Source organism: Shewanella sp. 10N.286.51.B8, from assembly GCF_041469325.1.
Lineage (GTDB): Bacteria > Pseudomonadota > Gammaproteobacteria > Enterobacterales > Shewanellaceae > Shewanella.
Window position 1 is genome coordinate 40,306 of sequence record NZ_JBFRKG010000029.1, and the last position, 13,596, is coordinate 53,901.

General features: G+C 41.9%; 14 protein-coding genes. All 14 read right to left on the minus strand.

Annotated features, from left to right (window positions below):
* Window positions 1-94 precede the first annotated feature (94 nt).
* Entirely contained in the window at window positions 95-2,215 is a 2,121-nt protein-coding gene (locus tag AB4160_RS11465; protein WP_372000589.1) for a TonB-dependent siderophore receptor, read from the minus strand.
* Between the two features lie 164 nt (window positions 2,216-2,379).
* Window positions 2,380-3,744: a bifunctional UDP-N-acetylglucosamine diphosphorylase/glucosamine-1-phosphate N-acetyltransferase GlmU gene (gene glmU / locus AB4160_RS11470; RefSeq protein ID WP_303461160.1), complete on the minus strand. Its 1,365-nt coding sequence runs from the start codon at window positions 3,742-3,744 to the stop codon at window positions 2,380-2,382.
* A gap of 211 nt (window positions 3,745-3,955) precedes the next feature.
* Window positions 3,956-4,384 carry a F0F1 ATP synthase subunit epsilon gene (locus AB4160_RS11475; protein WP_076541813.1) on the minus strand — a complete coding sequence of 143 codons (429 nt, stop codon included), beginning with the start codon at window positions 4,382-4,384 and terminating at the stop codon, window positions 3,956-3,958.
* A 33-nt stretch (window positions 4,385-4,417) separates the two neighbouring features.
* Window positions 4,418-5,809: a F0F1 ATP synthase subunit beta gene (gene atpD, locus AB4160_RS11480; RefSeq protein ID WP_102436380.1), complete on the minus strand. Its 1,392-nt coding sequence runs from the start codon at window positions 5,807-5,809 to the stop codon at window positions 4,418-4,420.
* Window positions 5,810-5,843: 34 nt separating this feature from the next.
* Complete coding sequence (gene atpG / locus AB4160_RS11485; RefSeq protein ID WP_102436382.1) at window positions 5,844-6,704, minus strand: F0F1 ATP synthase subunit gamma; 861 nt, start codon at window positions 6,702-6,704, stop codon at window positions 5,844-5,846.
* 49 nt (window positions 6,705-6,753) lie between these two features.
* Window positions 6,754-8,295 (minus strand): F0F1 ATP synthase subunit alpha, encoded by a 1,542-nt coding sequence (gene atpA / locus AB4160_RS11490; RefSeq protein WP_102436384.1) that lies wholly within the window; start codon window positions 8,293-8,295, stop codon window positions 6,754-6,756.
* Window positions 8,296-8,309: 14 nt separating this feature from the next.
* Window positions 8,310-8,843 (minus strand): F0F1 ATP synthase subunit delta, encoded by a 534-nt coding sequence (gene atpH, locus AB4160_RS11495; RefSeq protein ID WP_102436386.1) that lies wholly within the window; start codon window positions 8,841-8,843, stop codon window positions 8,310-8,312.
* Between the two features lie 16 nt (window positions 8,844-8,859).
* Window positions 8,860-9,330: a F0F1 ATP synthase subunit B gene (atpF, locus tag AB4160_RS11500; RefSeq protein ID WP_076541804.1), complete on the minus strand. Its 471-nt coding sequence runs from the start codon at window positions 9,328-9,330 to the stop codon at window positions 8,860-8,862.
* A 28-nt stretch (window positions 9,331-9,358) separates the two neighbouring features.
* On the minus strand, window positions 9,359-9,622 hold the full coding sequence (gene atpE / locus AB4160_RS11505; protein WP_076541802.1) for a F0F1 ATP synthase subunit C: 264 nt from the start codon (window positions 9,620-9,622) through the stop codon (window positions 9,359-9,361).
* Between the two features lie 32 nt (window positions 9,623-9,654).
* Window positions 9,655-10,476, minus strand: a complete 822-nt coding sequence (atpB, locus tag AB4160_RS11510) for a F0F1 ATP synthase subunit A (protein ID WP_076541877.1) — start codon at window positions 10,474-10,476, stop codon at window positions 9,655-9,657.
* 12 nt (window positions 10,477-10,488) lie between these two features.
* Window positions 10,489-10,872, minus strand: coding sequence for an ATP synthase subunit I (locus AB4160_RS11515; protein ID WP_076541800.1), 384 nt, complete (start codon window positions 10,870-10,872; stop codon window positions 10,489-10,491).
* Between the two features lie 226 nt (window positions 10,873-11,098).
* Window positions 11,099-11,998 carry a ParB/RepB/Spo0J family partition protein gene (locus tag AB4160_RS11520; RefSeq protein ID WP_102520266.1) on the minus strand — a complete coding sequence of 300 codons (900 nt, stop codon included), beginning with the start codon at window positions 11,996-11,998 and terminating at the stop codon, window positions 11,099-11,101.
* Between the two features lie 22 nt (window positions 11,999-12,020).
* Entirely contained in the window at window positions 12,021-12,803 is a 783-nt protein-coding gene (locus AB4160_RS11525; protein WP_076541796.1) for a ParA family protein, read from the minus strand.
* 56 nt (window positions 12,804-12,859) lie between these two features.
* Window positions 12,860-13,483 carry a 16S rRNA (guanine(527)-N(7))-methyltransferase RsmG gene (gene rsmG / locus AB4160_RS11530; protein WP_102436392.1) on the minus strand — a complete coding sequence of 208 codons (624 nt, stop codon included), beginning with the start codon at window positions 13,481-13,483 and terminating at the stop codon, window positions 12,860-12,862.
* Window positions 13,484-13,596: the final 113 nt, after the last annotated feature.

The following is a 13,596-nucleotide window of genomic DNA, read 5'->3' on the forward strand; positions in this document are numbered from 1 at the left end:
ATAGGGGCTTGATATTGATAATCAAAAGTTAAAGTAAGCTAGCAGTGTCACTGTAACAATTGTGGCAGTAATTTACTTAATGCCTTATTAATACTTAGAATTTTGCTTCAAATGCTAAGCTAAAGTTCCGTCCCTCTCCAACGGTGACATCAGTTTCTGAACCACCATCAAGATAGTCGGTATCAAATAGGTTTTTGATATTCATGCGTACGCTAATATCGCTTCCCATTACCGGCATTGAATAGGCAGCACCTAAGTCAAAACGAACATAGTCGTCTTTTACAATGGCATTACTGGTATTAGCAAAACGTTCGCCAACATATATTGCCCCGAAATTAAAGGCTAAGTCTTGGGTCATTTCGTAACGAGTCCAGATATTCGCCGATAATTCAGGCGCATCTACTGGGGTTTTGCCATTCAAGCTATCTTGATCTGGGCGGATATACTCTGCATCTAAATACATCATTGAACCGGTCATAAACCATTTATCGCTTATCTGGCCTTGTGAACCTATTTCAAAACCTCGATGGCGCTGCTCACCTGATTGAGTGGTAATGGTTTGCTCAGAGTTTTCAATCTGCTCTTTTACTGTGACATTATTCACTGTGATATCAAATACAGCGCCAGTCAGCAATAAACTGCCGTCAAATAGCTCCCACTTGGCACCAAGTTCATACTGTTCGCCGTATTCAGGATCAAGGTTCATTTGGTCATTAAGATCATTAATATCGTTAACCATACCTTGTGGTGTGAAGCTTTTTGAATAATTAAGGTAAATGCTTGCGCTTTCTACTGGCGAGTAAATAAGCCCAAACTTAGGTGACACTGCATAGCTATTGTTACCAGCACCTTCTTTCTTTTGCTCGTCATAACGCATACCAGCCAGCGCTTTCCATGAGTCATTGATTGTTATTAAATCTTGAATATAAAAGCCGTAATGCTTGTATTCACTTTCAGATTTAGTGTCATCATTACGATAATCAAGTTGAGGGTTAGGCATGGGCAGCCCTGGCATCACAACTTGATATTTGTCGCCAGATTCTTTGAGCTGACCGTAATAATAATCAAGCATATTGGCGCCAATTAACAATTGATGACCTAAATTACCAGTTTGAAAATTACCCGTTAAATCAACAAAGCCAGTCTTATGCTGCCAATCATCATAACGATCAAATGGACTGATATAGTAGCCATCTGTTAGCGGATCATCACCACATGCAGCACATAGGCTTGGCGATGAATCTAAACGCTGACGGTTAAATTGTTGGTCGTTATAACCAGCTTTAATTTTCCAATCATCAGTTAAATGATAAGTTAATTCAGCACCTAAATTACTAATGGTGTTATCGGTAAATGCCCAAGGCATATCCCAAATCGTGTCACGTCCACCAATAAGTTCTCCATCAGCATCTAACCAACCACCACGATCGATTCCGGTTTTGTCTTGGGTATGGTCATATTTAACCGACAACAACAAATCATCAGTGACATCAAACTCTACATTTAAATAGCCTAACCAACGATCTCGTTCTTGATTAGAGTCATCGCGGTACTCTCGCCAATACTGGGTATCTTGTTTCACCAGCACGGTGCGATAGCGCAGCGTTTGCGCTTCATTCAAACTGCCACCCGCATCAAGTTGCAAACGAGTAGAACCATGCTCATCAATGTCAAAACCGATATCGATCATTGAATCATAAGTCGATTTTTTGGTAACCATATTAATCAGTCCACCGGGACCTGACTGACCGTACAACATGCTTGAAGGCCCTTTTAACACTTCAACTTGCTGTAATGTTTCGATTGGCTGTACATAGTGAGACCACTGCTGCTGACCATTAATCAAGAAACCTGAGCCTGAAGATAGCTCAAAACCGCGAAGGTTAAATACCTGACGATTCCACTTTTCACTGCCGCCAGTCACACTGGAGTCATTAACTAGCACTTCTGATAAATTCGTGGCTAATTGCTCGTCGGTAATAAAATCAGGAATGACGGTAACTGATTGAGGGGTATCTAAAATGCTAATATCACCGCGCATTGCGCCAGATGCCGTACCGACTTTATAGTCATTGAATTGTCTACCTGTGACTTCAATATGCTCGATACCTGGAGAGCTGGCTTGATTGGTATGGCTCTGCTCTTCTGCTATAACAGACATTGATAAAATTGCACTCGTTACCGCAAGTGACAAACAAGATAGCTTTGTTAACATCTTCACCCTCTAAAGTTTCGCAATTGTGTATTTATGTGGCGCAACTATAAATGAGAATGATTATTATTAAAGTTTATTTACATTACCTTTACCTTTGTGTTTTTTATGTAAAAAAAAACGACAAGCAACTATGCTTGTCGTTTGATATTCAATCGTTTTTTAGTCTATTTGGCTTTTTTAACTGGTCTTGCCCAACCACTGATATGGCGCTGTTTAACACGAGTAATAACTAACTCGCCTTCAGCGACATCTTTAGCAATTGTTGAACCAGCACCCAAAGTGGCATTTTTACCTATGGTCACTGGGGCAATTAATTGAGTATCACTCCCCACAAATACGCCATCTTCTATGGTGGTTAAGAATTTATTCGCACCATCATAGTTACAGGTAATAGTACCTGCACCAATGTTAACCCCTGCGCCAATATTGGCATCGCCTAAATAAGCCAAATGGCCAGCTTTAGAGCCTTCACCTAACACTGCCTTTTTCATTTCAACAAAGTTGCCAATATGGGCATTATCTTTTAGCTCAGCGCCTGTACGTAAACGAGCAAATGGTCCAGCACTGGCTGCAACTCCAAGCTTTGCCCCTTCAACGATTGAGTAAGGCTTAATTTCAGCATTATCAGCGATAACGCAGTCAGTTAATATCGCGCCTGCGCCAATAGTGACATTGTTACCTAAAGTCACTTTGCCATTAAAGATGACATTAACATCAATCATCACGTCCATACCCACGGTCACATCACCGCGGATATCGATACGGCTAGGATCACGTAAATTTGCGCCAGCCAGCATTAACGCTTCAGCTTCACGGGCTTGATAAGCACGTTCTAATTGCGCTAACTGAACGCGGTTATTAGCGCCTTCAACTTCCACTGCTGATTGTGGCTGCGCGGTATCAATTGCCACTCCATCTTCGTGGGCCATAGCAATAATATCGGTTAGGTAATACTCACCTTGGGCATTACTGTTTGAAAGACGCCCTAGCCACGCTTTTAATTGCTTACCAGGTACCGCCATAATGCCGGTATTCACTTCATTGATAAGTAGTTGCTCAGCATTAGCATCTTTTTGCTCAATAATACCAACAACCTTGCCACCTTCGCGCACGATACGGCCATAACCGCTTGGGTTAGCTAAATTAACTGTTAATATTGCTAAACCATTTTCAGGGCGAGCAGCAAGTAGGCTTTCTAAGGTAGACTGCTGAATTAACGGCACATCCCCATATAAAATCAGCACAGTGTCATCATCGTTAATGTTTGGATTGGCTTGCGCGACGGCGTGGCCTGTACCTAATTGCTCAGCTTGCAATACCCAATTAACCGCTTGCTCACCTAAAGAAGCTTGCAGCTTGCCTGCGCCATAGCCATAAACCAATTGAATAGCGTTTGAGCCTAATGAGTTTGCAGTATCAATAACATGTTGCACCATGCTTTTGTGGGCAATAGGGTGCAGTACCTTTGGCAAGTCTGAACGCATCCGTGTTCCTTTACCAGCAGCTAAAATTACAACATTTAATGACATCGGGATTCCTTTATACAAGTATTCAATTTTGGCTAATGCAGTTTATTGACGCTGATTTTAACCTAGATTATGGGGGACAGGAAATCAGCATGGAAATTATTACACTATTAGTCAAAAATTGGCGTATAAGCACGACTATTATGATGCAATTGATTCAAATTCTAGATACAAAAAAGGCGACCCTAGGGTCGCCTTTTCAAAACAATAACCTTTATCTGGCAATGTTCTTTTTGATGGTTTCAACAACACGAAGTTGAGCTAATGATTTAGCTAATTCAATTGTTGCAGCTTCATAATCAAAGTCAGCACCAGCATTAGCGATATTCGCTTCAGCCTTTTGCTTAGCTTCTAATGCAGCTTGCTCATCAATATCATCGGCACGCAAAGCGACGTCAGCAAGAACAGAGATTGAAGCAGGTTGTACTTCCAGGATTCCACCTGAAAGATACATCACTTCTTCACTACCATCTTGCTTGATCATGCGCGCCATGCCAGGTTTGATTCTAGTAAGTAATGGAGCATGGTTAGGCATAATGCCTAACTCACCCTCGGTGCCGCTCACTTCTAAGAAGCTTACTTCACCGCTGAACATGCTGTTTTCAGCACTTACTATATCAAGTTGGACTGTCATGGCTGCCATCAAGTTCTCCTAAAATACTAAGCTAATGCTCAGTTATTTTGCTTTGTTAGCTTTCTCGACAGCTTCGTCGATTGAACCAACCATGTAGAACGCTTGCTCAGGAATGTGATCGAACTCACCATTCAAGATACCCTTAAAGCCACGGATGGTGTCTTTAAGAGAAACGTATTTACCTGGAGAACCTGTAAATACTTCAGCAACGAAGAAAGGCTGTGAAAGATATTTTTCAATCTTACGAGCACGGAATACAGTTGTTTTATCTTCATCAGATAATTCATCCATACCTAGGATCGCAATAATATCTTTCAGCTCTTTGTAGCGCTGAAGTACAGTTTGAACGCCGTTCGCAACATCATAATGCTCTTGACCAACTACTAATGGATCTAATTGACGTGAAGTCGAATCCAATGGGTCAACCGCAGGGTAAATACCTAGCGATGCAATGTTACGAGACAGTACAACAGTCGCATCTAAGTGAGCGAAGGTTGTTGCTGGTGACGGATCGGTTAAGTCATCCGCAGGTACATATACCGCTTGTACAGAGGTAATAGAACCAGACTTAGTTGAAGTAATACGTTCTTGTAGAACACCCATTTCTTCAGCTAGTGTTGGTTGGTAACCTACTGCAGAAGGCATACGACCTAACAGTGCAGATACTTCAGTACCGGCTAAGGTATAACGGTAGATGTTATCAACAAATAACAGTACGTCACGACCTTCGTCACGGAATTTCTCAGCCATTGTCAAACCAGACAATGCAACACGTAAACGGTTACCTGGAGGCTCGTTCATTTGGCCATAAACCATGGCTACTTTGTCGAGTACGCCAGAATCTTTCATTTCGTAGTAGAAGTCGTTACCCTCACGAGTACGCTCACCAACACCAGCGAATACAGAAAGACCTGAGTGTGCTTTTGCGATGTTGTTGATTAATTCCATCATGTTGACGGTTTTACCAACACCAGCACCACCAAATAAACCAACTTTACCACCCTTAGCGAATGGACATACAAGGTCAATAACCTTGATACCAGTCTCTAAAAGTTCAGTTGAGCTTGATTGATCTTCATATGAAGGAGCTTCACGGTGAATTTCATAACGCTCTTCTTCACCAATTTCGCCACATTCATCAATAGGCTCGCCCAATACATTCATGATACGGCCAAGGGTTGCAACCCCTACCGGAACAGAAATTGGTGAACCTGAGTTTGCTACCTCTAGACCACGACGCAGACCATCAGAAGAACCCATAGCGATGGCACGAACAACACCACCACCTAGTTGTTGCTGAACTTCCAGCACCAAACCATTACAGTCGCCTTCACCTGTGATCTTCAGAGCGTCATATACCTGAGGTACAGCATCTTGTGGAAACTCTACGTCCACAACCGCGCCAATTACTTGGACAACAGTACCTGTGCTCATGATTAATCCTCTAAACTTGTTTTCGTTACCTAACCTAAACCGCTGCAGCACCTGCAACAATTTCCGACAATTCTTGCGTAATCGCAGCTTGTCGTGCCTTGTTGTAGACTAATTGCAGATCATTGATCAGTTCGCCAGCGTTGTCTGTTGCCGCCTTCATCGCTACCATTCTGGCAGCTTGCTCAGAGGCAATATTCTCAACAACACCTTGATAAACTTGAGACTCCACATAACGAGTCAGTAATACTTCCAAAATTTCTTTTGGATCTGGCTCGTAAATATAATCCCAAGGATACTTAGCTACTTCTTCTTCTGACTTAGGCAAAGGTAGCAGCTGCTCGATCACAGGAGTTTGAGTCATTGTGTTAACGAATTTGTTGAACACAATAAACAAACGATCCAATTTACCTTCGTTGTAAGCTTGTAGCATCACACGTACGGTACCGATTAAATCGGCTAATTTAGGCGCATCGCCTAAACCAGATGCATGGGCAGAGATTTCTCCACCAAAGCTTTTGAAGAACTGCACACTTCGTGCACCAATAGGACAAAATTCAACATCTGCCCCTTGGTCTTTCCAGCTCTTCACGTCTGACACAACCTTTTTGAAAAGGTTAACGTTCAAACCACCACAAAGGCCACGGTCGGTTGACACAACAATGTAACCAACCCGCTTGGCATCTCTCACTTCCAAATATGGATGTTTATATTCAAGAGTACCTTGCGCAACGTGACCGATCACCTGACGCATATGCTCTGCATATGGACGACTTGAAGCCATGCGTTCCTGCGCTTTACGCATTTTGCTGGCTGCAACCATTTCCATAGCAGAAGTGATCTTCTGAGTGTTTTTAACACTCGCGATCTTGGTTTTAATCTCTTTAGCGTTGGCCATCTTTACTCTCCAATTCTGGACCGGAGGTGTCTTACGACACCTCTATTCATTACCAGGTTTGGGTTTCAATGAACTTGTCCATGCCCGCTTTTAATTCACTTTCAATGTCTGCATTGTAGTTGCCAGTTGCATTGATAGTTTTAATAAGCTCAGCATGTTCGCTGTTCATATATGAAAGCAGAGCGGCTTCAAAGCTACCGATTTTACTTAATTCTACAGTCTTCAAGTAGCCTTTTTCAGCTGAGAAGATTGAGATAGCTTGATCAGCAACGCTCATTGGAGCATATTGCTTTTGCTTCATAAGTTCGGTAACACGCTCACCATGCTCAAGTTGAGCACGAGTTGCATCATCTAAGTCAGATGCAAATTGTGAGAACGCAGCAAGCTCTCGATACTGTGCTAACGCGGTACGAATACCACCAGACAGTTTCTTGATGATCTTAGTCTGAGCCGCACCACCAACACGAGAAACAGAAATACCTGGGTTAACAGCAGGACGTAGTCCTGAGTTAAACAAGTCAGTCTCAAGGAAGATCTGACCATCTGTAATAGAAATTACGTTGGTCGGTACGAATGCAGATACGTCACCAGCTTGGGTTTCAATAATAGGTAACGCAGTTAAAGAACCGGTTTGACCTTTTACTTCACCGTTAGTGAACTTTTCTACATAGTGCTCGTTTACACGTGAAGCACGCTCTAATAAACGAGAATGTAGATAGAATACATCACCTGGGTATGCTTCACGTCCTGGTGGACGCTTCAATAGTAGCGAGATCTGACGGTAAGCAACTGCTTGCTTAGATAGATCATCATATACGATTAAAGAATCTTCACCGCGGTCACGGAAGTATTCACCCATAGAACAACCTGAGTAAGGTGCTAAGTATTGTAATGCTGCAGCTTCAGAAGCTGTTGCAACTACAACGATAGTGTTAGCTAATGCACCGTGCTCTTCAAGCTTACGTACCACGTTAGCGATTGTAGAAGCTTTTTGCCCTACTGCTACGTATACACATTTAATGCCTGAATCTTTCTGGTTGATAATTGCATCAATAGCCATCGCTGTTTTACCAGTCTGACGGTCACCAATGATCAATTCACGTTGTCCACGACCGATTGGGATCATTGAATCAACGGCTTTATAACCAGTTTGGATAGGTTGATCTACTGACTGACGTTCAATAACACCAGGAGCAATTACTTCAACAGGAGAGAAACCATCGTTGTCGATAGGTCCTTTTCCGTCAATTGGCTCACCAAGAGTGTTAACAACGCGGCCTAATAAACCACGACCTACTGGTACTTCAAGAATACGACCAGTGGTCTTAACTTTTGCGCCTTCTGCTAAATTAGCATAAGGACCCATTACTACGGCACCGACAGAATCACGTTCTAAGTTCAACGCGATTGCAAAACGGCCACCAGGCAGTTCGATCATTTCACCTTGCATTACATCGGCTAGGCCATGAATGCGAATGATGCCGTCACTTACTGCAACGATTGTACCTTCGTTGCGAGCTTCACTAACGACGTCGAACTGCTCGATCCGCTGCTTAATCAGATCGCTGATTTCAGTGGAATTCAGTTGCATGCTCAAACTCCCAATTACGATTGTAGCTTATCAGACAAGCGCGATAAATTACCGCTAACAGAGCCGTCAATGACTAAGTCGCCTGATTTAATAATTACACCACCAATCAGTGATGCATCTACGCTACAATTCAGCTTTACTTTGCGTGCGAGACGTTTCTCAAGAGAAACACTAATTTGCGTTTGTTGCTCAGAGCTTAGCTCAGTCGCTGAAACAACATCGGCTTCAACTTCTTTTGCCCACTCATTGCGATATTCAGCAAAAAGTAGCGATACTGTAGGTAGTATCTCTAAACGACCGTTTTCGGCCATAACCTTCAAAAGGTTTTGACCTTGCGCGTTCACTTGATCACCACATATTTCTATGAATAATGATGCAAGCTTGGCACTCGCTAATGAGCCACCTAGCAACGGCTTAATTGATTCGTTTTCACTTACCAATGCCGCGAAGTTAAGCATTTCTGCCCAAGCTTCAATTGCTTTGTGCTCAACAGCGAAATCAAAAGCTGCCTTTGCATAAGGACGAGCAATGGTGCTTATTTCAGCCATAACTCCGCTTCCTTAATTAAATTTCAGCAACAAGTTTATTAACTATGTCACTGTGAGCTTCTGGGTCAATCGAACGTTGAAGAATCTTCTCTGCACCAGTGATGGCAAGAGTAGCAACTTGCTTACGCAAGTCATCTTTAACGCGATTACGTTCGTTTTCAATTTCAGCTTGACCTTGAGCAATGATTTTCGCACGCTCTGTATCAGCTTCCATTTTTGCTTCTTCAACTATTTGAGCTTTGCGCTTATTAGCTTGCTCAATAATTTCGTTAGCAGTCGCCTTCGCTTCTTTTAGTTGCTCATTTGCTTTCGCTTGAGCCAACTCTAGATCTTTTGCAGCACGTCCTGCATCAGCTAGTCCATCGGCAATTTTCTTCTGGCGTTCTTCGATAGCGTTCATCAATGGTGGCCATACAAACTTCATGCAAAACCACACGAAGAGAGCAAAAGAAATCGCTTGGCCTAGCAGGGTAGCGTTAATACTCATAACGACAACTCCTTACTAAGAGGGACGATTAACCAACAGCCTGTAACTGACCTACGAATGGGTTAGCGAATACGAAGAATAATGCAACACCAACTGCAATCATTGAGATCGCATCAAGTAGACCAGCTACGATGAACATTTTAGTTTGTAATGCTGGAGCTAGTTCTGGTTGACGAGCAGAAGCTTCTAAGAACTTGCCGCCTAAGATAGCAAAACCAATACCAGTACCTAGCGCTGCTAAGCCAATCATGATTGCAACAGCTATTGCTGTAAAGCTAATTACAGTTTCCATTTTATCTCCGATAAATAACTAATTTTATTAAATTAATGTTCTTCATGTGCCATGCTTAGATATACAATCGTAAGCATCATGAAGATAAACGCCTGCAGCACAATAACCAAAATATGGAAAATAGCCCAAGGCACTGATAGTGCAAACTGAGCCCACCAAGGCATCAGTGCTATCAGAATAAAGATCAACTCACCTGCATACAGGTTACCAAACAGACGAAGCGATAATGAAATCGGCTTCGCAACCAAGGTTACTGTTTCCAATACTAAGTTTACTGGAATTAGTGCCCAATGATTGAAAGGTTGTAAGGTCATTTCTTTTGTGAAACCACCAAATCCTTTAACTTTAATACTGTAAAAAACAATCAACGCAAACACGCTCAAAGCTAAGCCAAGAGTTACGTTTAAGTCAGTTGTTGGTACAATTTTAAGGTAAGGAACACCTAATAATCTGTTTGCGGCTTCAGGTACAAAGTCAACCGGAATTAAGTCCATTAAATTCATCAGGAAAACCCAGACAAAAATAGTCAGACCTAATGGTGCGATAACCGCGTTACGCCCATGGAATGAGTCTTTAACGATTTTATCAACACCTTCCACGCACATTTCAACAAAACATTGAAATTTGCCTGGAACGCCAGTTGTTGCTTTTCGTCCTACTTTGTAGAAAGCCCACAAAAATAGAACCCCAAGACCTACTGAAAACAAAAGTGAGTCAATGTGCCAAGTCCAAAACCCGGCATCTTGACATGCATAGTTAAAAGCGATTCCGCCATCGGCAGAACACATTTTCGCATTAGTCAGGTGATGCTGGATATACTCGGAAGCATTTAATGCTTCACCAGTTGTCGCCATGATTAATCTCACTTAATTTTGCTTGAAGTATAAAGGGGCCGTCCAAGGTATTAATAATGCCAACAGATAGCTGATGAATAACGGCATAAATGACGTATTTAACAGGCCAAATGCACAGGCAAATAACACTATGGTTAGCAGCAACTTTACCGCTTCCCCCAAGAAAAACGACCAAACGACTTTTCTTGATGCTCTAGCTCCCGCATGAGAGAAAGCTAGGGTTGCGAATACAAAATTAGGGAGTACAGCAATGAGACCTCCTGCTAAAGCAGAAAATCCGTACTGAGCTCCCCACAGAGCGAAAAAGAAAATTGAAGTTCCCCCAGCTATCGCCGCCTGTAGCAACACTATCCGATAGGCTGACCAACGGCCACGACGCGCTAAAACCTTACTCAATTTTTTATCTCCGCATTAACGCTTAATTTCCAACTAATTTATTAACGTGTTTATTAATAAATCCGTTGTGAAAAAAAAGCATGCAAAGTATACCTTTTCACACCTTGTTTGCAACTTTGATAAGAGGTTAATCAGTGATATAAGGCGAGATTTAACGTTAAATATTCTAAAAGTTAAAATAACGCCTTGTTACTAAGTTACCTTTGAAATGATTTTGTTGAGGAATTTAGTGAATTTTACTGAGAATACCATCTAATTCAGCAAGATCTTGGTAGTTTATTACAATCTTACCTTTGCCTTTACTGCCATGATTAATGGCAACTTTTGCGCCTAATCGTTCAATTAACTGTTGCTCTAAGCGGCTTACATCATGGTCTTGAGTTACTTTTTCAGGCTCTTTAGCCGGATTTAGCGCTTTATTGACTAATCGTTCAGTTTCACGAACTGTCATTTCTTTAGATGCGACCAATCTAGCTAAGCTAGTTTGCTCCTCACCTTCAATGGCAAGCAAGGCTCTGGCATGACCCATATCAATATCACCATATTCCAGTAAACGTTTTACAGGCTCATTTAAACTGTTTAAGCGTAATAAATTAGACACACTTGCTCTAGACTTTCCGACGGCATCAGCCGTTTGTTGATGAGTCAGTTCAAACTCTTCGAGTAAACGTTGTAATGCAATGGCTTCTTCCATGGCATTTAAGTCTTCACGTTGAATGTTCTCAATCAAAGCGATGGCAACGGCAGCTTCATCAGCAACCTGTTTAACGATACAAGGTACTTTGTTTAATTGAGCAATTTGAGCGGCTCTCCAGCGGCGTTCACCGGCAATAATCTCATACTTGGTATCATCAACCTTACGCACAACAATCGGTTGAATAACCCCTTGTGAGCGAATCGACTCAGCCAGTTCATCAAGTGCTTCAGGTGACATATCTTTACGAGGTTGATATTTACCTGATTGCAGTAAGTCGAGATCAAGCATCAGTAAACCGTCTTCAGTAACCACTTGTGGCTCACTGATTTCAGCTTTAGGTTGTGTAAGTTCAGCTTTGCGACTCGCAGCACTACTGTTACTCAATAATGCATCTAAGCCTTTTCCTAAACCGCGTTTTTTTAACGTCATTTTATTCCCTTACACTTAATACTTACTTAGATTCTGTTTGTTGCTCAGCACGGCGAATGATTTCACCAGCCAGTGCTAAATAAGCTTTCGCCCCTGCACTGGATTTATCGTAATACATTGCTGGCGCCCCAAAACTTGGCGCTTCAGCTAAACGGATATTACGGGGGATCACGGTGCGATACACTTTTTCACCAAAATGTTGTTTTAATTGATCAGACACGTCATTGGATAAACGATTTCGCGGATCGTACATGGTGCGTAAAATCCCTTCGATGCTAAGGCTAGGATTAACCATAGCCCCCAGTTTAGTGATGGTATCAATTAAGGCGGTCAAGCCTTCCAATGCATAATACTCACATTGCATTGGTACCAGTACCGAGTCAGCAGCTGACATAGCATTGACGGTCAACATATTTAATGAAGGCGGGCAATCAATAAAAATGTAATCGTAATCATCTTTAACAGCTGCAATGGCATTTTTTAAACGAATTTCTCGGGCAAAAAACTCCATTAATTTAATTTCGGCAGCAGTAACATCACCATTGGCTGCGATCAGATCGTATTTACCTGAGGTATTTTTGATCACTATGTCATCGAAGGGCTTTTCTTCGACTAATAATTCATAAGCGGTGTTTTCAACGTCGTATTTATCGACGCCACTGCCCATAGTGGCATTACCTTGTGGATCAAGATCAATTAACAACACTTTGCGCTTTGTGGCTGCAAGTGATGCTGCTAAATTTACACAAGTTGTTGTTTTTCCTACGCCACCTTTTTGATTGGCAACGGCAATTACTTTACCCACAAGTTCACCCTAATGACTGATTTACGATGTCCGATAATATAAATTATTAGCTATGGTTATTTTTTATTAACCAGCTTTAATAGATGTCTTTGTTCATCTAACTTTGGCACATTAAGCACTATCGTTTCTGCTATTTCAAAACCCTGAGGAATTGTCGCTAACTCCGTATCACTAAGCTGACCTTTTAGGGCGTAAAAAATACCATCTGCAGCAGGAAGGTGATGGCACCAGCTGAGCATATCTTCGATTGATGCAAAAGCGCGACTGATGACGCCATCAAATTTTTGCTCAGGCTCATACGCTTCTACACGACTTTCAATTGAAGTGATGTTATTTATTTTTAATTCAAATTGAACCTGTTTTTGAAAACGGATCCGTTTGCCTAAACTATCGAGTAATACAAACTCTTTATCCGGATTTAAAATGGCTAATGGGATCCCTGGTAAACCAGGTCCAGTTCCGACATCAATAAAGCGTTGCCCCTTAAGATAAGGAGAAACCACCAAACTGTCCATCACATGTCGGATTAACATCTGTTCAGGATCTCTAACCGAGGTCAAGTTATAGGCTTTATTCCACTTATTCAGCATGGCAACAAAATCAACCAGTTGTTTTTGCTGTGTATCTGTGGCTGAAATATTTGTTTCAGCTAAATAGGTTTTAAGTTGAGTTGCTAGCACGCTGGGTGACCTCGAAAAGCAATGGGAATAATAAAATCATCGGGTATTATGAATGGCGAAAATGACTAAGGGAAGCCTCAAAGCTTCCCTTATTGGTCAAAAGACAACTTTTT